The following is a 20,740-nucleotide window of genomic DNA, read 5'->3' as shown; positions in this document are numbered from 1 at the left end:
ATGTTCATCGTGCACCATCCCTTCCGTACCAGTCCTCTCCGCGGAGGCATCCGCCTTCCTCGTGCGCTGGCTGCTGCACCGCTGCCGAATCCTGCCCCGACCTCAGGACCGGCTTTATGTCGCGGTAGCGCGGCGACCTCCTGCCGGATGCGAGCGCCATCCCGCATGCCCTCTCGAGCCGGGCGCTCCCGTATCTGCGCGAGAGCCTCAGCACTGCGAGGCCACGCATTGAATGCCTGCTCCTCGAACGCATACGACTGGAATATGCGCTCCGCCACCCCGCGGCAGCTGGGTGAGCCCTGTCAATATAATGGACAGGGCTCATCAAGCACACGGCGAGCGTGGCGAAGAAGGCCGTGCACAGCGAGCTTAGCCTCGTCAATGCGATGCAGCGAAGGCTGCGCGAGTTCCTGCTTTTTCCCATGGGGTCTTCTACGAAGTGGCTGGGGCACTTGTCTTGCCTGCTTCCTGTGGATAGAGCAGGCAAGGCATTCTGAGCGGGAGAAGAAGGATATACTCTCAGGCCAGCTTGCAGGAGGCAGGTATGTTCTATACCAGGCGTGCGCTCATAGACATGGAGCAGCCCTTCTGGAGCTATTGGAAGGACAGGGGCGTCAGGTCAATCATGGTCTAACAGCGAGTTTTGTAAAAAAGGAATCGAATCTAAATGATTCGATTCCTAAAAAGATCAGTTTCCAAATTTCAATGTCTTAACTTAATGACATTGCCACGAGGATTCCTTCCTTTTGTTTAGCGCTTATACTCTAGCTTCAATTAGAAGTTGGCCGGCTCATCGTAGTAGCAGCACTTGAGCAGCTTTTCGAAGTCAGCAGCATCAGTCTTGCGCGGGTTCTCAGGCGTGCAGGCGTCGCCGACAGCGTTCTCAGCGATCTTCGGCAGCTTCTCGAGGAACTCCTTCTCAGAGACCATGACTGGCTTGCCAGTTGCGTCAGCCTTAACGCCGCCCTCAGCGTAGTTGTCAATTGCCTGAGGGATGTTCATCTTATCGTTCATACCACGGATATACTGGACGAGGTTCGCGACACGCTGATCGTCGGTGTCGCCCGGGAGATGCAGGATCTCCTTGGCGATGTAGCCGTAGCGCTCCTTCGCACGGCTGTCGTGAGAGTTCCACTGAATGACCTTACCCAGATACATTGCGTTAGCAGCACCGTGAATAATGTGGCCGCCGCTGAAGGCTGCACCAGTCTTGTGGGCCATGGAATGGGTGATGCCGAGCAGGCCAGAGGAGAATGCCAGACCAGCGAGGCACTGTGCTCCGTGCATATGCTGACGAGCCTCATGATCGCCCGTGTAGCTCTTCGGCAGCCACTCGGTGACCTCACGAATGCCGTGCAGTGCGTCTGCATCGGTGAACATAGAAGCGGCGGTTGAGACATACGCCTCAATGCAGTGCGTCAGTGCATCCATGCCGGTGTGGGCAGCGAGTTTTGCAGGCATGCTGTAGGTGAGCTCAGGGTCGACGATTGCGACATCCGGGGTGATCTGGAAGTCACCCAGCGGGTACTTGATACCCTTCTTGTAGTCAGTAATGACGGAGAATGCAGTCACCTCAGTGCCGGTGCCGGACGTAGAGGAAATTGCACAGAAGTGAGCCTTGTGGCGGAGCTCAGGGAAGCTGAACGGCTGAAGAATGTTGTCGAACTTCTCATCAGGATACTCGTAGAAGACCCACATAGCCTTAGCAGCGTCAATCGGGGAGCCACCGCCGATTGCAACGATCCAGTCAGGCTGAAACTCCTGCATTGCCTTGGCGCCTTCCATAACAACATCGACAGAAGGATCAGACGTAACGCCCTCAAACAGCTTTACTTCAAAGCCGGCATCCTCGAGGTCCTTCTGCAGCTCCTGCAGGAAGCCCCCACGACGCATAGAGTGTCCGCCAGAGACAACAAATGCCTTCTTGCCTTTAAGATTCTTTACTTCGTGACGAGAGCCCTCTCCAAAATAGATATCACGTGGATTGGTATAACGGCCCATATACAGCCCATCCTTTCGTACCCGCTGCATGTGCAACGGCTTTACGCCGATACGTCTCGCTGCGATCGGCGCCTCTCTAATCGAGGACCAGGCGCATAACGTTCTATGCACAAGATCCTCACCAGTACTATTATTTATCCCACCCCAGGTGATTTATGCACCTCTATTCCGTTATTGGGCGAGCGGTTGTGGGATAGAGCTTTGGCATAGGGTCCGCTATAATATGAATCTTACCTATATATAAGACCAGGTAAATGACCACATTTCTGTATACATATCGGAGGCTTTCGCTACCGTTCGCGCTGCCGTGCGGTGGGAACTACTGTCCCTTGTTGCTATCACAGTAGATTCCGGATACGCGTGTGCCACAGACGGGAAACTGTCTGTGGAACTTCAGTTTCGGCTGAGTCGCACTTCGTTTGTGTCCACTACTCTGGTATACTCTGTTTCGCGGTCCCCATCGTCTAACGGTTAGGACATCGCCCTTTCAAGGCGGCGACACGAGTTCGAATCTCGTTGGGGGCACCATTTTCGAACGCAAATGACCCCGGTAGATCTCTGATCTGCCGGGGTCATTTTTCTTCCGATTATCGGAGTGAAGGGGCGCTCTGTTTGACCAAAGCAGCGCTGATTGCCTGTGCGATGCCATCAGCAGTAAGGCCACAGCGCTCTAGAAGATGTTCCTGAACATCCGCTTCCAGATAGGTGTCCGGCACACCGAGGCGCAGCAGCGGTGCTCCTGCGGGGATGCCAGCAAGATATTCGGCGACAGCCCCTCCCAGCCCGCCGATGATGCTGTGCTCCTCAACCGTGACGATCAACCGTACACCGTGAGTAAGCGAGGCGATCGCTGCAGTATCCAGCGGTTTGATCGTAGCGACTTCCGTAACACAGACGTTTATACTCTGGTCTGTGAGCTGATGTGCCGCGCGGAGCGCGCTTCCGGCTAACGTACCGGTGGCAAGGATGGCGACACTGTGGGGCTTTCCTGTATCGAATGCCTTCAGGGTACGGGCTTTGCCGAAGCCAAACCGAGTCCCCTCGCTTGAGGCGGCTATTGCATCATGCCCGGTAGTGATACGCACGTAGCAGGGACGGGGATGCCGTGCCAGATCCTTCAGGACCAGGCTAAGTTGGGCGTTGTCAGAGGGGGCAATCACCGAGATACCAGGGATCGCTCTCAGATCAGCGATATCCTCAAGACCCATATGGGAGGTTCCCAACTCCCCTGAGCTAAAGCCACCGCCCAATCCAACCAGGATCACCGGGCTTTTCATCATCCCCAAATTCACCCGTATCTGGTCAAGCACCCGTGCTGTGATAAAGGGGGCATAGGAAGCCGCAAAGACCAGTGACCCCTCGTTAGCTAAGGCTGAGGCGATCTCAATCTGGTTCTGCTCCGCGATGCCGCATTGGACCACCATATCGGGATGCTGTGCCTGCAGCTTACCCAACTCGAGGCGTCTCCCATAGTCGGATACCACGACGCGCAGGTCCTCATACTGTCTGGCCAGCTCTTCCATTGTGGAGCCGAATACGGCGCGGGCATCGAGTGCGTCGAGCGCCCGGGCCTGGGCAGTATCCATGGTCGACTCTTTTGTATCCACACTAAGCATGCTCGATTGCCTCCCGTTGCCGCTCTATCTCTGCGCAGGCCTGCTCGAAGAGACCCTCGTCCAGCTTGTGGTCATGCCATTCCACCTTGTTTTCGCTGAAGCTCAAGCCCTCACCTTTGGTGGTGTGGGCGATCAGCGCCAGCGGAAGCGTATGTGGATGCGTTAGGGCCCGATGCAGCTCCTGCACCGATTGGCCATCGACGTCGAGAGCCTCAAACCCGCAGGCTGCAAACTTTGCCGCCAGCGGTCCAGAATCTGAGACCTTCGCCGTCGTACCGTCCAACTGCATGCCGTTTGCATCGACGATACACACGAGGTTGGAAAGCTTGTAGTGCCCTGCAAAGGAGGCTGCCTCCCAGATGCTTCCCTCATTGCACTCCCCATCACCGACCAGGCAGAAGACCCGTACTTTTGGCTGTTTCTTGCGGAGAGCCAACGCCAATCCTGCAGCATAGCCTAAGCCCATACCGAGAGATCCTCCAGAAGTCTCAAGGCCTCGGCTCGGGTCCCGCTGCGGATGCTTGAAGAGGACCGCATCTTTTCCGAAGAGCCCGCGGTCAATGTCTTTCTGGCTGATAAAGCCTGCTTTGAGGAGCACGGGATACAGCCCGATCGCCGCGTGTGCCTTAGAGAGCACAAAGCGGTCACGCTGCTCCCACGGTGTTCCGTCGTGGCCGGTGTGCATGACATCCAAGAAGAGGGCCGCAAAGATCTCAGCGGCGCTCAACGCTCCACCGAAGTGGAAGGCGAGGTCGCGATAGCGATGGGCGGTGTTGACAACAGCTTGCCTGATATCGAGGGCTGCAAGGCGCAGTTCCTGTTCTTTCTCTTTTGAGAGACCCTCTTCTGCGGCAGGTTGCGGCATTGCGGCGTGCGGTACCTTTACCGGGCTGATTTCCTGCTGTGAGGCCACCCCGAACACGCCCTGTCCGCCACAGAGCCAGGTAAGGCTCCACTCGATCGGTACATGGTTGTCCAGGCTGATAACCTGCTCGAGGACTAGGACCGGTTCATCAGGTGCAATACCCAGGTAGCCCGCATGCTCACGCCCAGCCTTCTGAGCGGTACTTTTAATCTGTGAAGCAGCGATGGTATGACCCGAGCTTCTCTCCACCGCATCAAACAGCGATTCGTGCTCAAAGTCATGCGTCGACAGGTCAGGGCACGCGTTGAGATTTTCCCAGCTCTCCTGGCACACCACTGGGCGGTCCTGAACATATCTCACGCGGCGCATGAACAGCGCGGGGGTACGCTGAGCCAAACCTAAGGTTTTGGTCACCTCTGCTGGTGCCGGGAGGACCTCTTTGGTCAGCACGCGCGTCACAAAGTCATAGCCCTGCTCTTTCAGGGCACGGGCAAACGAAAGCGGGCGGGCGCTGGCGGGATGGGCGACGCCAGAGCGGGTCACAAACGTCCCTTTGCCTTTTCTCTGCACCAAAAGCCCCTCTTGCACCAATTGCGCCAAGGCACGGCGTACCGTGCCCCGAGAGACTCCATAGCACTCCTGGAGGGCATGCTCACTCATGATGCGACTGCCAGCAGGCCACTCCCCTGAGATGATCCGATCCTTCAGCACATGCGCAAGCAGTTCATGCAGCAATTGGCTCTCATTGCTTGCTCTCAACGTCGTTGAGGCTGTGCTGGATGGAGTCTGTTGATCAAAGGCGGGTACAGTGTGTGACTGTATTCCGATATTTTCTGTTTCCATACGAACACTCCCTTACCGGTTGGTCTCTCGAAGAGACAACTTATGGACAGGACAGGTTCTGTACAACTTGCAGAAAATGATAGCGTGAACACAGCTCCACGTGGGCCTCACGGCTAAAGTTCGCAATATCTCCGGCTTTGGGAAGTGCGCTCTATACACAATAGAAGCTGGTAGGGGCGGTGGGACTCGAACCCACAAGCTTTGCAGCGAGAGATTTTAAGTCTCTTGTGTATGCCAATTTCACCACGCCCCCACAGGCGCACTGCTTAAGAATAGCGCAAGTGTGCGCCTTGGGTGAAGCACAGACGAACAAAACGGCGGAATTTCTACAGCGACTGCAGCGTCGGAGCCCACTTGAGCGGTTCGGGTTTGCTTTGAGCCTCATCGAGGCAGACGAGCGAAAGTCCCCACAGAAGGTCCCGTTCGCTGACGCGGGCGGACTCAAAGCCGCCGCAGGAGAGCGCCTCGCTGATCGCGAGGGACCCGCCTAGGATCACCGGGGCTCGCTTTGCTTGCAGCCCTTTGATTTGGGCACGCTCTGCTACTGTCATTCCCGCCAACCGCTTGATCTGTTTTTCGATATCCCTACGGGTCAGCGTTGAGAGATGTACCCTCCGGCTGTCGTAAGGGTCAAGCGCTTCGCGCATTGCAACCAGGGACGTTGCGCTGCCGCCAACCAACACCGGTACCTGCGCACGCGGCAGGTATTTGCGCAACGTATCAACCGCGCCTCTGAAGGCCTGATCGCAGAAGTCACGCGCCCGTGAGATCGCCTCAGGGTCGGGGGCCTCCTCTGAAAGAAAGAGTTCAGTCAAACGACGCGCTCCTACCTGGGCGGAGATAACGTCAGCGACAGAAAGTTCGTGGTTGTGCGTATCGAGGCAGCCTTTCGAGAACTCTGTTGAGCCTCCCCCGGAATCGATTACAGCAATCTCCTGATCAGGGAAATCCTGAGCGACCCCGAGCAACGCCAGGCGCCCCTCAAGGGTACCGGGTATCACCGTGGGCGCTACCCCGGCTTGCTTCAGCGCATCCAAGAGTTCATCAGAGTTTGAAGCATCACGGGCCGCACTGGTCAGTGTACAAGCGATGGATTCTGCCTTATAGTTGCGAGCTTGAGCCACGTAGTCCTCGACGCAGGCACGCACCCGGTCAATCGCCGCCGGAGCCAGCTTGCTGATCTTCGCGACGCCTTCGCCCATATTGCAGATGTTAGAGAGCTTGACTAACAGCTGCGGGGGCTCCGCTCCAAGCTGCTCCACGACCGCCAGGCGCGCTGTCACGGTACCGATGTCTATGGCCGCGATTCTCATAGCCCTTCACTCCTGAAAGTGATACTGGAAGATAAAGTCCAAGATATCCGTTCCGATATTCGTCTGAGCGCGGGTTGCCTGACCGTCCGCCAGGGAATTATCCTGCACACTGTTGTCTGAAGCGTCTTGGCCTTGGGAGCCCTCAATCGCCACTGGGGTTTCCCCCTCCTGGACATAGCCACGCCGCCTGGCTTCGTCTTCGATGCCCTCTTCTGACTGCAGGTCCTCTACGTCTGCCTGCAGATCCTCATTGGAAGCAGATAACGCATCCAACTGTGCTTGGAGATCCTGATTCCGGCGCTGCGCGACATACCAACCCTGCAACGGCCCGTAGAGCGAAAGAGCTACCAGTGCGGCGATAATGAGGGCGACAAGCCCCTTGTGCTGAGAGGCAATCTCAGAAAATGACGGTGAGGATCTCCGATGGGTGCGTGACCGCGAGGCGCCTCTGGTATCCCGTCGTGTCCCGTCTTGAGTCTGCACCTGCATCGCGTGGTGCTGGGCAGCACGCTCACGCCGACGTGAGCGACGCTCAGCTACCTCAGGATCAACATCGCGGGCAGACGTCCGCTCACGGGGACGTCGGACAGACCTCGTGCGGTCACCTGACAGCCGAACTCCATGATTGTTGGGTCCCACAAAAACCGCGGGCCTCCAACCAACTATTTCCTTCTGTGTGCCACCCTCTGCTCTGAGCCGGGAGACCGCATTGCGATCACTGCGGCTTTGGGCTGACAGGTGCGGGAGCCTCATCGTGTTTGTATCCCCATTAAAACTCATAGCTGCCTGCTTCGTTTAGTGTTTGTCTACAGCCTGTGCCTACTTACTGTATATCAGGAACGGGTATGTGGAGATGATCTCCGCAAGCATTCTACGCGCTTGCCTCTTCGTCCTCGTCGTCTCCTCCGCCAATGTCTTCCAATATGCCCAAAGCGGCGGGGAGGAGGTCCTCACTTTCCTTGTGGAAGGGATAGCGGAGCAGTTTGCTTTTGGCGTAGTAGAGCGCGTGCTTTGCCCGTAAATCCCGCGCTTTGTTCCGTGGGACTTCGATGCCCTGAAAGACCAATCTGCCTGATATCAGCGAGATCGCCGAGATCCCCATGCGCTGTGCACGGATGCGGATCCGAGCCCGGTCGAAGAGGTTCTTTCCGGCTGTCGGGAGTGCCCCGAATCCATGTTCGGTATGCTCCTGCAGTTCGTCCACGACGCGCAGCTCCTGTGCGGAAGCCAACTGCCGGTAGATGAGGACACGTTTATCGATTGCCGGGACGTACTCCTCAGCCAGATAGAAGTCGGCCGGCAGATTGATCGTGATTTCGTCCTGATCCATCGAGGGCGCCTCTCCGCGCGCTTCGCTCACCGCCTCACCCAGCATCTGGGTGAAGAGGTCGAAACCCACCGAGGAAAGGTTGCCGTGCTGCTCGGCTCCCACCAGTGAACCTGCGCCACGGATCTCGAGGTCGCGCATTGCGACGCGCATGCCGCTTCCCAAATCTTGGTACTCATTGATCGCGGTCAGGCGGTCCTGTGCCTCAGGGGTGAGCGACACCGCTCCGGGGAACATGAAGTAGGCGTACGCCTGCGTTCCGCCACGGCCCACGCGACCCTTCAGCTGATAGAGCTGAGCCAATCCTAAGCGCTGTGAGTCCTCGATGATCAGAGTGTTGGTGTGGGGATTATCGATGCCGGACTCGATGATCGTGGTTGAGACAAGCACGTCAATCTCGTGCTCCTCAAAGCGCATCATAACATCCTCAACCTCACGGGGGCTCATCTTTCCGTGCGCTACACCGATGCGCGCTTCCGGCACCGCCTGGCGCACGCGCTCGACCGCATCGTCGATCGTCTGCACACGGTTCGAGACATAGTACACCTGTCCCTTGCGCTGGATCTCACGCCTGATCGCCGCACTCACCACATCAGGGTCCCACTCAGAGACGCTCACTTTGACCGGCTTTCTTCCCAGTGGCGGCGTCATGATCAGCGACATGTCGCGCACCCCACTCATCGCCATCTGCATCGTGCGCGGGATCGGGGTAGCGGTGAGGGTCAGCACATCGACCTGCTCACGGAGATTCTTGAGCTGCTCCTTTGCCTGCACGCCGAAGCGTTGCTCCTCGTCGATAATGACCAATCCCAGATCGTGGGGGTTCACATCGTTGGAGAGTAGGCGGTGCGTTCCGAGCAGCACGTCCACCGATCCGTCCTCAAAGCCTTTCAGAGTCTTTCTCTGCTGGGCCGGCGTGACAAACCGGCTCAGGACCTTGACTGTGAGGTCAAAGGGCGTGAAGCGCTCGTAGAAGGTCTGGAAGTGCTGCTCAGCCAGGATCGTCGTCGGACAGAGGACCATGACCTGCTTCTTGTAGGTGCAGCACTTGAAGGCCGCGCGCAGCGCGACCTCGGTCTTCCCGAACCCCACGTCCCCACATAGAAGACGGTCCATCGGTTTGGGGGATTCCATGTCCGCTTTGATGTCCTGGATCGCTGACTTCTGATCCGGCGTCAGCTCATAGGGGAAGCTTGACTCCATCTCTTCCTGGGCCGGAGTATCGGGACCGAAAGCGAATCCAGCAACCGAGGCACGGCGGGTGTAGAGATCGACCAAGTCGAAGGCCAGCTTTTTGGCACTCTTGCGCGCCTTACCAGTCGCCCGTGACCAGTCAGCGGTGTTGAGCCGGGTGAGCCGTGGGGCTTCCCCGTCGGGTCCCACATAGCGAGTGATGCGGTCTACCTGCTCGAGCGGCACGTAGAGCTTGTCCCCTCCGGCGTACTGCAAGAGGAAATAGTCGCGCATCTTGCCCGCAACTTCCTGACGCACGATCTTGCTGAAGAGGGCGATACCGTGCGTCGCATGGACGACGTAGTCGCCCGGCTTAAATGGGAAGGTCACGCTCGTCGGGTCGATCCGGCGCACGCGGTGATGGTGCTTGGCCATATGGGCCGTCAGGTCGGAGATCGAAAGCACGCCCAACTTGGCGGTGGGAATAATGATGCCCGCCGGGACCGGCGCGTCAAAGAAGGTGACTTCAGCTTCCGGCAGCGGCACCACATCGGTGTTCGCCATGGGATCCAGGACAGGAACTCTGTTCTTCGGATCGGCGCCCAAAGACTCGATAAAGGGGATGGATTCGTCGTTGAAGGTAAGTTCCAACGCTTCGCGTGCCCCACGGTCAGGCACCGCGAAGATCACCGACATCTTATCGTTGAGCATCTGGCGCACTGAGCCTATGAGCTTCGTGTCTGATCCCGCGATATTGGGATGATGGACTCGAAGCGTAGCACTCAAGCGTGTCTTCTGCTGCAGGATCGAAGCAAAGGACAGGCGCTGCTGCTTGCCGAAGTCCATCTCACGCGGAGCCGTATACAGCCCCTCGATATGCTCGCCCGCACTCTGCGCGGCGGAGGTGATATCGTCGAAGGCTCGCTGACAGTTATCGAAGAGCGCCCGCGGCTCAGCGAGGCACACCAAGGTGTCGGTCGCGATGAACTCCAAAGGAGAGGCAGATCCCCCATAGAGCACCGGCATATAGCAGTCAAGCGCAGGGGCGCTCGAGGCCTGCTTGATCAGCTCAAGATCCTCCGCCACCTTCGTATTCATCTGCGCCTGCGCATAGAGCTTCTCAGTGGCGCGGGCGATGCGCTTAGGCGAGTACGCCATCTCCCGACACGGCAGGATCGTGACCTCTTTGAGCTCACCAATCGTCTGACCGGTTGAAGGCACCATGCGACGGATGCGGTCAATCTCATCCCCGAAGAACTCCAGGCGCACCGGCGAAGTCGCCTGAGCGGGATGGACATCGACGCTGTCCCCATGCACGTAGAATTCACCTGGGGCATCCACATCGCGCTCCTGCGCGTAGCCCATACCGACCAGCAAGGGTGAGACCTCTTCGAGAGGTACCACGTCGCCCACCTTAAAGGTGCTCGAAGCGAAGTAGCCTGAGCCTTTAGGCGGCACGCGGCGCATCAGGGCACTCGCGCTTGCCACCACGACGCAGGGCTTGCCTTCGGAGAGCGCGTCAACCGCTTGGCAACGTTTGCCAATCAGCGCCATGTCCGGCGCTCTGTCAGACCAGGGATAGTCCGGGCGCTCGGGGTAGCGCAGCACGTTTTCCATACCGAGCCAAGCGGCGAGGGCGTGGGCACTGCGCTCCGCGGATTCCTCCCCTGAAACAACTAAGAGCGTAGGGCGGGGACTGCGCGACCAGAGAGCAGCTAAGACCAAAGGTCGGGCGCTCTGTCCGACCGAGAGGGTCACGTCGTTTCCGTGATCAAAATCCGGCAAGATTTTGCGCAGTTCAGGAGCCGTATAGAGCTTTCTCGCCACACGGTTAATAAACATAGAGAAGAATTACCTCACTTAAGGGTTCCATAGATATTCTAGAGCCGGATTCTCACGGCCGACAGGGGCACGAGAGCCACAAGCCTTTCGGTTTGTGGCTCCATACCAAACAGTCACTGTTCGTCCGATGGTGCGCCTTCGCGCTTGTGTGTCGAACGCCCCGATGCTTCGATCAACTCAGTCAGATGATCTTTGGCACCGTCAATCTGTTCCCAGGTAGCTTGCCATGCCCAGTTGCCTTCGGCGACACCCGGCACATTCATACGCGCGTCATCGCCGAGCCCCAAGACATCCTGCAGGGGCATGATCGCGACCGGAGCGTCACTCTTGAGTACCCGCTCAGTCAGCTGAGCGGTCAGCTCATCGGCATCCGCATCTGGAAAGCAGGTGGTGACCCAGCCCCTGAGCGTCTGCGTGTCGTGGGTGCCAGTGTAGCTGATCTTGTGGTGCGCTGGAGTGTAGCCCTGCCGCACGTCCTCATCGCTGAACTGGATAACGTCGATACCGGCAAATCCGGTGCGGGCGAGCAGTGCTCTCACCGCAGGGGTTATATTCCCCAAATCCTCCGCGATAGCACTGAGCGGCCCGTATTTTTTGCAGTAGCGGATAAACAGATCCGCTCCCGGGCCATACTTCCACTGCCCTTCGGTAGCGGATTTACCCTCTGCGATCGTGTAGTAGGACGAGAATCCCAGGAAGTGATCAAGCCGTACGTAATCGTAGAGCCTGCTTGCATGGTGCAGGCGGTTGAGCCACCAGGCGTAGTTGTCTTCTTTCAGCTTCTGCCAGTTGTAGCAGGGGTTGCCCCAGACCTGCCCTTCCTGACTGAACTGATCAGGTGGGCAGCCGGAGATCTCCGCGGCATAGCCGTCCTCATCCAACATGAAGTACTCAGGGTGGCTCCACACGTCGGAGGAGTCGAGCGAGACGTACATCGGCATGTCACCGATGATGGAGATGCCTTTACTGTTGGCATAGCGGTGGAGATCCCCCCACTCACGGGAGAAGATGTACTGGCGCTTCCTGTGTTTTGCCACCTCGGCTTTGAGCTTCGGATCGTGCTCAAGCTCCGGATCATAGGTGCGCCACTTCTTAGGCCACTTCTGCCAGGGAAGCTCTCTGCACAGGTGTTTGATTGCCCTGAAGAGCGCATAGGGCGTGAGCCAGACTTCCTCACGCTTGCAGAAGTCCCTGAAGCCGGGGTCAAGGCAGCTGATACGCTCAGCCTGCTTCTTAAGCTCCTTCTCCCCGCCTTCAACCAGCGCGGTGTTGCCCGCAAAGGCGGAAAGTCCCGCATACGAGCTCCCGTATTGATCACAGGGACTCACCGGCAAGACTTGCCAATAGCGCACCCCCGTGTCGGCGAGGTAGTCGACGAAGCGCCGTGCATTTTTGCCGAGCGTGCCCTGGTGCCCCGCTTTGTTGGGAAGCGAGGTGATGTGGCACAGGACACCGGCGCCGGGCTCAAGCGGCTTTGCCAGCGTCGAGGCTTTACGGAAATAGAGGACCACGGTGCCCAGCGGCCACATGCCGACCTGGACTTTGCCGTCCTTTACCTCGACGTTCTTGCCGCTCACGACGTCATCGACGAGGTCGTAGCGCATATCGACGGTGAAGTCCGCACGCTCGCTCAGGCTTGCGTTGACGAGGACCATCACGCAGCAGTCGTCGTTGTAGCGGGTGTAGCCGAAGACGTTGTCGTTGATTGCGAAGGGCTTGAAGTCACCGCTCGTGAGAACCGGGAGCGTCTTGCGCAGGCCGATCGCGTTGCGGTAGATGTTGAAGCAGTCCCGATCGATGCGATCCCAGGGGAAGGTCCCACGGTTGTACGGATCGGTATAGCCCTGGCAGCCTGCCTCATCTCCGTAGTAGACGCTCGGCACACCCGGCATCGTCATCTGCATCAACGCCGCAGCCCACAGGCGACTCTTCGCTAGGCTCAGCTGACCGTCGCTGAGACGGAAGTTGAACTTCGCATTGTCGTCCATCGAATCCGGGTTCGGCGCCCCACCCAAAAGCGTGAGTACACGCGACCGATCATGGCTTCCGAGCAGATTCAGGGCGCCGTAGAAAGCGTCGTGTGGATAGTTTTCGAACAGCTGCTCAAAACGCTGCACGGTCTCCGGGGCACCGACCTTGTTCAGCAGGAAGTCGAGCACCGCTCCCCTGAAGGGATAGTTCATTGTGGAGTCAAGCTCGTTACCTAAGAGGTAGTGGCGCTGATATCCATAGGAGATCTTATTGGAGGCATCCTCCCAAACCTCGCCGATCACGCAGGCGTCAGATTTTTCAGCTCTAGCCGCGCTGTAGATGTCCTGGATGAAGGATTCCGGCAACTCGTCGGCGACATCGAGCCGCCATCCCCGGGCGCCGAGGCGCATCCAGTGGCGGACTACGCCGTCTTTGCCGCAGATCAGCTCATGGTAGCCGGGGTCTTTTTCATTGACGTCAGGCAGATCCCCGTTGCCCCACCAGCTGGCATAGTTGCCGTTCTCATCGAACTGGTACCAGCTGCGGTAGGGGGAGTCAGCGCTCTGGTAGGCGCCGACATCCGGGTAGTTGCCGTACTTATTGAAATAGACCGAGTCGCAGCCGGTGTGGTTGAATACGCCATCCAGCATGATCGAGATGCCGTATCTGGCAGCCTCGGAGCACAGACGCTCGAAGCTCTCATCGTCGCCCAGCAATGGGTCGATCTTCATAAAGTTCGCGGTGTCATAGCGGTGGTTGGATGAGGCCTCAAAGATCGGGTTGATGTAGAGAACCGTGATACCGAGCGCCGCCAGGTAGTCGAGCTTCTCGGTGATGCCTTCCAAGGTACCCCCATAGAAATCCCAACTGGTGACACGCCCATCCCCATCTTTTTGATAGCGGACCGGTTGGTTCCAATCCTCGACAAGATAGTGGCCGGGGCCTTTGCGGTCCTTACAGTCCTCGACGAGTCCCTTCTGGACACGCGCCTTCCAATCCTTCCCGCGGTTAAACCGGTCCGGGAAAATCTGGTAGACAATTCCGTTTAACCACCACTTTGGTCTGACCTGCCGGGTCAGATACACCGTTACCTGCCAGCTGGAAGGTTCATGCCCATAGAGTATGCCTTCTCCAGTTGTAGCGTTATTGAGCGTGCCGTAATAGCACGTCCCACCATCTCCGGCTTTGATTTTGAAGTAATACCAAAGAAGCTCCGGCGTATCAGGAGTGATCGTGCCAGTGAAATGCAGGCGATCGCCCTCCTGATGTCTATCCATATCAATCAGCGTCTCTCCGCGCTCGTCGACCCAGGTACGGATCTGGGCTGTGGCGTTGGGGTCATCCCAAATGTCTAGAGACAAGTAAACGGTGCTGCCCACAGGGACAGCACCGACAGGATTGCGGAAATACGCATTAGAGCTCGTGTGTTGAACGCGCAAACTGACTCAACTTTCTCTCCGAATGAATTCCGGAAAATATTTTACCTCTATACTTCCGGGTGGAGACTATGATACAAGCCTACATAGTCATTTGCAGCTCTTCTCCAACTAAAATCTTGAGTCATGGCTTGATATTGGAGTTTCTTCCACGCGTCTTGGTCAGTCCAGAATACCTCGCAGGCGTCCATTAGGGCTCCCACCATCTCATCGCCGTTGATATTGGCGAAGCTGAAGCCGGTTCCTTCGCCCGTGTATTTGTTGTACGGCTTCACGGTATCCTTAAGGCCGCCAGTCTCACGGACAACCGGCAGGGTGCCGTAACGCATTGCGATCATCTGAGAGAGGCCACAGGGCTCAAACTCAGAAGGCATCAGGAAGAGATCCGCACCTGCATACATGCGGTGGCTCAACGCGCTGTCGAAGGTGATACGGGCAGACATCATGTCGCCGTACTTCCAATCGAAGTACTTGAACGAATCTTCGAGATCCTTGTCGCCGGTGCCGAGGACGGCGATCTGGACACTGCGGCTCATCAGGTAGTCCATTGCGTACCGGACCAACCCGATGCCCTTCTGCTCGGTCAGACGGCCGACCATCGCGACCAGAGGCCGCAACGGATCCTGTCTGAGGCCGAGCTCCTCCTGCAGCGCACGTTTGCACTCCGCTTTGCCGCTCATATCGTAGATAGAGTAGTAGGCGGCGATCTGCGAATCGCTGGAGGGGTTCCAGGCCTGGGTATCGATACCGTTGAGAATGCCGGAGAGCACATTGGACCTTCTGCGAAATATACCGTCAAGGCCTTCGCCGTAGAACGGCATCTGCAGCTCGCAAGCGTAGGTCGGGCTCACCGTCGTGAGCCTGTCTGCGTAGCACAGCGCGCCCTTCATAAAGTTGATCGAGTCGCGGTCGCAGTAGAGCTGATCTGCCGCAGCCGGGATACCGCCGAGCCCTAGGACATCGTTGAGCATCCGGTTGGAGAACTGGCCCTGGAACTTCGCATTGTGGACGGTGAAGACCGTCTTGATGTTGTCGTAGTTCCCGACCCCATGGTAGAACTCACACAGGAAGACCGGGGCTAACGCAGTCTGCCAGTCATTGCAGTGCAGGATGTCGATGTTGTTGAGCTCAGGGACGTACTGCAGGCACTCGAGGATCGCCTTGGAGAAGAACGCGAAGCGCTCCCCGTCGTCAAAGTATCCGTAGATACCGTCGCGCTTGAAATATCCCTCATTGTCAACGAAGTAGATGTCCACACCGTTGTAGGCGAGTTTATCGATGCCACACCAGACGTTCCTCCAGCTCAGCGGCACGTAGAACTCACAGATGTGCTGCATATTGTATTTGTACTCATCCGGGATGCGAGAGTACTTCGGCATGATCACCGACACATTGCATCCGGCGTCCTTGAGGGCCCGCGGAAGTGAGCCTGCCACATCCGCCAATCCGCCTGTCTTCACAAACGGAACAACCTCGGAAGAGGCAAAGAGTACATTGAGTTGTCTTGAATCACCCATCTTATCTTCCATTTGTTTTGAGAACGTATCGCTTACGCCTACTTGTTGTTCTAGTCGTTGCCTTTTGGAAGCACCAACACCGATTCAGGCGTACCGCGCATCTCAGTGCCCTCAGCGATATCGTTGCTGCGGTCGATGATCGCGTTCTCAATGTGGGCGCCAGCTCCAACATGGACGCTGCGGACCAGGATCGCATTGGTGACGGAAGCTCCCGGCTCAATGACGCAGGCGCGGCCGATGATTGAGTTCTTGATGGTACCGTAGATCTTGGAGCCTGAGGAAACCAGGCAGTTGGAGACATGGGCATCCGGCTCATACTTGGCCGGCGTGGTGTCGTGCGCCTTTGTCATGACCGGATAGTCCGGCTGGAAGAGTTGTTTGGAGACCTTCGGGTCAAGCAGTTCCATGGAGCGCTTGAAGTAAGCCGCCTTTGAGAAGATCGGGGCGACGTAGCCCTGATACTCGTGGAGCTTACTATCGACCATGGAGAGGTCCTGCGTCATTGCCTCGAACAGATCGAGGTGATCGACGTTCTTGTACCAGTCGAGGAGCTCTCTCAAGACCGGTCCGTTCACGACGGCCAGGTCCATAAAGGCGGTCTCACCGAAGGCGCAGCCGCTCTTGAGACCGGCGAAGTTTCCGTCGTCGTCGGTCACGATTGCGTTGACGTCCTTGGAATCCTCGATGGAGCGGTAGGCCACCAGGGTGATGTCAGCGCCGGAGTCAATGTGTGACTTCACGAGCTCGTTCAAGTCGGTCGTATAGGCGAAGTTGCAGCTTGAAAGGATCACATAGTCGGCGTTGGAACGCTCGAAGAACTCACGGTTCGACTCAAAATCACGGATGAGGAAGCGACCTCCTACGCCGATACGGCTGGTGCCGAAGGAGGAACCCGGAAGCGGGAAGAGGCCGCCGTTCTTGCGGTCAAGCCCCCAGTCCTTGCCTGCGCCGACGTGGTCAATGATGGGACGATAGTTATCCGGCATAATGAGACCGACCGTACGGATACCGGCATTCACCATGTTGGACAGCGTAAAGTCCAGCATGCGATATCTGCCAAGGAACGGGACGGCGGCAACCGGCCGAATGCCCTCTACGAATGGGCTCGGATTTTTGACTGAATAATTGGAAGTGATTAAACCAACTACCTTAGGCACGGTTACTCCTCCTTTCCACATACAGCATCGTTTCCGGCGACTGCTGTATCTTCGTCACTACTACCGAAATCGGTGTCCTCTTTGACAACCGCACGCTCGCCGAGGATCGCGTTCACGACCTGCGCACCACGCTCAACGCGGGCATTCGGGAGCAGGACTGAGTCCTGCACCACCGCGTGTGGCCCAATATAGACACCGCTTGAAAGCACTGAATGCTTCGCTGCTCCGTAGATCTGGCAGCCATTGTCCACGATGCAGTCATCGATGGAGCCGTCGGAACCGACGTAGTGCGGCGGCATCGGGACGGTGTTGGACATAATCGGGGAAGCCTGATCGTACAGATCGAAGGCTGGCTCAGAGCCCAGAAGCTCCATGTTCGTCTCGTGGAAGGAGGCGATGGTGCCCACGTCACGCCAGAAGCCCTCGAAGCGGTAGGTATACAGGCGCTTGCCCTCGTTTAAGAGCTTCGGGATGATGTCCTTGCCGAAGTCATGCGAGGAGTTTGGATCCTTTGCATCCTCTTTTAAGGTCTCAACCAACAGGTCCTTGTTGAAGATGTAGATGCCCATGGAGGCCAGGTTGGAATCCGGATGCGCCGGCTTCTCGGTGAACTTCAGGATGCGCTCATCGTCGTCAGTCGTAAGGATACCGAAACGCGGAGCCTCTTCCCAGGCTACCGGCATAACGGCGATCGTCAGATCGGCGTTATGGCGCTTGTGGTTCTCAAGCATATCGTTGTAATCCATGCGATAGAGCTGGTCGCCAGAGAGGATCAGCACGTAGTCAGGATCGTTGTGTTCGATGTAACCGAGGTTCTGCGTCACTGCATCTGCGGTGCCCTCGTACCACGCGCCACCTGACTGGGTCGCGAACGGTGGAAGGATGGATACGCCGCCGTTTCTGACGTCGAGATTCCATGCCTCACCGGATCCGATGTAGGAGTGCAACAGATAGGGGCGATACTGGGTCAAGACACCGACTGTCGTGATACCGGAATTGGCGCAGTTGGACAGCGCGAAGTCGATGATGCGGAACTTTCCGCCAAACGAAACAGCAGGTTTAGCGACCTCTTTGGTCAAAGCCTTGAGCCTGGAACCCTGCCCGCCAGCAAGAAGCATAGCTAAGCATTCATTTTTCTTACTCATGCTGACTTCTCCCCTTTCAGCTTTACTCAGCACTTTTCAGTGCATGGAAAAACATTACTCCTCAATATCTATATGCCATATATCGCGCGCATATTCCCGGATAGTACGGTCAGAAGAGAAATATCCGGCCTTAGCGGTATTGTGGAGGGCCGCACGGTTCCATTTGATCGTGTCTGGATAATCGTTGGAAAGCTCTTCCCACGCATCCACATAGGAGTGGAAATCCTTCAGGACAAGGTCGGGGTCGTTGTTGACCATCAAGTAGTCATGGATGCTCTCGAAGTTGCCGGAGAGGTGGCTGAGCGTGCCATCGACCAGCTCGTCGACTACCCTGCCCAACCGGTTACGGTCTGCGTTGTACTCATCCCACGCATAGTAACCGGAAGCCCTCAGGTCGTTCACTTCCTCAGTTCTGAGACCGAAGATCTTGATGTTCTCGTCTCCTACCAGTTTTGCGATCTCGATGTTCGCGCCGTCATAGGTCCCAAGCGTAATCGCACCATTGTACATGAGCTTCATGTTTGAGGTACCGGAAGCTTCGGTGCCAGCGGTGGAGATCTGCTCTGAGATATCAGCGGCCGGGTAGATCAGCTGTGCATTGGAAACCGCAAAATTTGGCACAAATGCAACCTGGATAGTGTCGTTCACACGATCGTCGTGGTTGATCACATCTGCGACGGAATTGATAAGACGGATAACCTCCTTTGCAAAATCGTAGCTCTGTGCTGCTTTACCTGAGAATATGAACGACGTCGGTTGCGGCTTATAGTCCGGATCATTCAGCAGGCGGTTGTAGATGTCAAGCACCTTGAAGATGTTCAAAAGCTGGCGCTTGTAGGCATGGAACCGCTTGACCTGTACATCGAAGATGCTGTTTGGGTCGAGCTTCACGTCGATGGTCTTGGCGATGTAGTTCGACAGGCGCACCTTCATCGCTTGCTTTGCTTCATGGACCTGCTTCAGGAAGCCCTCGTCCTGCTCATAGGGGATCAGCTTCTCGAGCTCGTTGGCATCAGCCATCCACGTGTCACCGATCGCATCGGTGATCAGCTTTGAGTAGGCCGGGTTGGCCTCACCCAGGAACCGGCGGTGTGATACGCCGTTGGTCTTGTTGTTGAACTTCTCCGGGTTCAGATCATAGAAGTCCTTCAGCGTCGAGGTCTCCAGGATCTCGGTGTGGAGCGCGGAGACGCCGTTGACAGAATACGAGCAGATGACGGACAGGTTCGCCATCCGGCACTGGCCATCCCACAGGATCGAGGTGCGCTGGAGCTGGTCTTTCCAGTTCGGCGCGTCGTGCGGGAAACTCTCACGGTAGCGGTGGTCGATCTCCTCGATGAACATGTAGGTACGCGGAACCTGAGCGCGCAGCATGCTGATCGGCCACTTCTCGAGCGCCTCAGGCATGATCGTGTGGTTGGTATAGGACACGGTGTGGGTCACAATATCCCACGCGCTGTCCCAGTCGAGCCCCTTTTCGTCGACGAGGATACGCATGAGCTCAGGCCCGCACAGTGCAGGGTGTGTATCGTTCGTGTGGATGCGTACGTGGTCGGGCAGGTCCTTCCAGGCATCCCCATATTGCTTCTCATAGTATCTGAGGATCGACTGAATGCCTGCGGAGACGAACAGGTACTCCTGCTTTAAGCGCAGCAGGCGTCCGTGCTCTCCCGCATCGTTCGGATACAGGATCGTCGAGATAGCCTCGACATCCGAGCGGGACTTGAAGGCCTTGGCATAGTCGCCGGCGTTGAAGGCGTCCAGATCGAAGTCAGGCGTGTGCGGCTTTGCGCCCCAGATACGGAGCTTGTTGACGGTCTTTCCGCCGTAGCCCACGATCGGCACATCGTACGGCACCGCGTCGACCTTCTGTCCGCCTTCCCAGGTGTACCAGTAGTGGCCACCCTCCTGGTGGCGGATAACCTCACCGCCGAAGCGCACAACGATCTTGCTCTCCAGCTTCCTGACCTCCCAGGGGAAGCCGTACTGCAGCCAGTTGTCAGTCTCCTCAACCTGTCGGCCGCCGACAATCTCCTGACGGAAAAGACCATAGTGGTAGCGCATACCGTTGCCGTTGCCATAGATCCCCAGGGCAGCCATGGAGTCAAGCAGGCATGCTGCCAGACGTCCTAAGCCGCCGTTGCCGAGACCCGGGTCAGCTTCCTTTGAGCACAGCGTCTCAAGGTCTGTCCCCATATCTTTCAGGGCATCCTCAACAAAGCCGCGGATTCCGAAATTGATCAGATAGTTGTCCAGGAGCGGGCCAAGCAAAAACTCGAGGGAGAAATAGTACACCTGCTTCGTGGCCTTCTCACAGCAGCTACCCTCAATGTGGCGCGCCTTCTGCGAGATGAGACGAGCTAAGCACAGGAAGCGCTCGCGATCGGTGCACTCCTCAAACGTGCGTGACCGCTCGGTCTGACACATATCCCGCAGCTGATCAATGAAATCCTGCTTGCTCTTAAACAGCGTGTTTACAGGCTCTTTAGGAGCTTTGTTGCTTTTGAAGAGATTTGCCATAACTACCTTTCTTC

General features: G+C 57.2%; 11 protein-coding genes and 2 tRNA genes. 1 reads left to right on the top strand and 12 read right to left on the bottom strand.

What is annotated here, in order from left to right; all coding sequences use genetic code 11:
* Positions 1-774: 774 nt before the first annotated feature.
* Positions 775-2,001, bottom strand: coding sequence for an iron-containing alcohol dehydrogenase (locus J4859_RS00645; RefSeq protein WP_212331752.1), 1,227 nt, complete (start codon positions 1,999-2,001; stop codon positions 775-777).
* Positions 2,002-2,454: 453 nt separating this feature from the next.
* Between J4859_RS00645 and J4859_RS00640 the strand changes: the two genes are divergently transcribed.
* Positions 2,455-2,529: transfer RNA gene (locus tag J4859_RS00640), tRNA-Glu, on the top strand.
* A gap of 59 nt (positions 2,530-2,588) precedes the next feature.
* On the opposite strand, the gene J4859_RS00635 is transcribed toward J4859_RS00640, so the two are convergent.
* The 11 genes from J4859_RS00635 to J4859_RS00585 all read right to left on the bottom strand — a co-directional run bounded on the left by J4859_RS00635 (position 2,589) and on the right by J4859_RS00585 (position 20,726).
* On the bottom strand, positions 2,589-3,617 hold the full coding sequence (locus J4859_RS00635) for a transketolase family protein (RefSeq protein ID WP_212331749.1): 1,029 nt from the start codon (positions 3,615-3,617) through the stop codon (positions 2,589-2,591).
* Positions 3,610-5,325 carry a UTRA domain-containing protein gene (locus J4859_RS00630; protein WP_212331746.1) on the bottom strand — a complete coding sequence of 572 codons (1,716 nt, stop codon included), beginning with the start codon at positions 5,323-5,325 and terminating at the stop codon, positions 3,610-3,612. The genes J4859_RS00635 and J4859_RS00630 overlap by 8 nt, the downstream gene beginning before the upstream one ends.
* A gap of 168 nt (positions 5,326-5,493) precedes the next feature.
* Positions 5,494-5,578: transfer RNA gene (locus tag J4859_RS00625), tRNA-Leu, on the bottom strand.
* Between the two features lie 73 nt (positions 5,579-5,651).
* Positions 5,652-6,638 carry a phosphatase gene (locus J4859_RS00620; RefSeq protein ID WP_212331743.1) on the bottom strand — a complete coding sequence of 329 codons (987 nt, stop codon included), beginning with the start codon at positions 6,636-6,638 and terminating at the stop codon, positions 5,652-5,654.
* Positions 6,639-6,644: 6 nt separating this feature from the next.
* Positions 6,645-7,391 carry a septum formation initiator family protein gene (locus tag J4859_RS00615; protein WP_212331740.1) on the bottom strand — a complete coding sequence of 249 codons (747 nt, stop codon included), beginning with the start codon at positions 7,389-7,391 and terminating at the stop codon, positions 6,645-6,647.
* Between the two features lie 118 nt (positions 7,392-7,509).
* Positions 7,510-10,980: a transcription-repair coupling factor gene (gene mfd / locus J4859_RS00610; protein WP_212331737.1), complete on the bottom strand. Its 3,471-nt coding sequence runs from the start codon at positions 10,978-10,980 to the stop codon at positions 7,510-7,512.
* 113 nt (positions 10,981-11,093) lie between these two features.
* Positions 11,094-14,312, bottom strand: a complete 3,219-nt coding sequence (locus tag J4859_RS00605; protein ID WP_249113699.1) for a 4-alpha-glucanotransferase — start codon at positions 14,310-14,312, stop codon at positions 11,094-11,096.
* Positions 14,313-14,437: 125 nt separating this feature from the next.
* Complete coding sequence (gene glgA, locus J4859_RS00600) at positions 14,438-15,904, bottom strand: glycogen synthase GlgA (protein ID WP_249113698.1); 1,467 nt, start codon at positions 15,902-15,904, stop codon at positions 14,438-14,440.
* A gap of 50 nt (positions 15,905-15,954) precedes the next feature.
* A complete protein-coding gene (gene glgD / locus J4859_RS00595; RefSeq protein WP_212331728.1) occupies positions 15,955-17,061 on the bottom strand; it encodes a glucose-1-phosphate adenylyltransferase subunit GlgD in 1,107 nt (368 codons plus the stop codon).
* Between the two features lie 2 nt (positions 17,062-17,063).
* On the bottom strand, positions 17,064-18,206 hold the full coding sequence (locus J4859_RS00590) for a glucose-1-phosphate adenylyltransferase (protein ID WP_212331726.1): 1,143 nt from the start codon (positions 18,204-18,206) through the stop codon (positions 17,064-17,066).
* Positions 18,207-18,260: 54 nt separating this feature from the next.
* Positions 18,261-20,726: a glycogen/starch/alpha-glucan phosphorylase gene (locus tag J4859_RS00585; protein WP_212331723.1), complete on the bottom strand. Its 2,466-nt coding sequence runs from the start codon at positions 20,724-20,726 to the stop codon at positions 18,261-18,263.
* Positions 20,727-20,740: the final 14 nt, after the last annotated feature.

The organism is Atopobium sp. oral taxon 416 (assembly GCF_018128285.1).
Lineage (GTDB): Bacteria > Actinomycetota > Coriobacteriia > Coriobacteriales > Atopobiaceae > Olsenella_L.
This window is presented reverse-complemented; position numbering and strand designations above follow the sequence as displayed.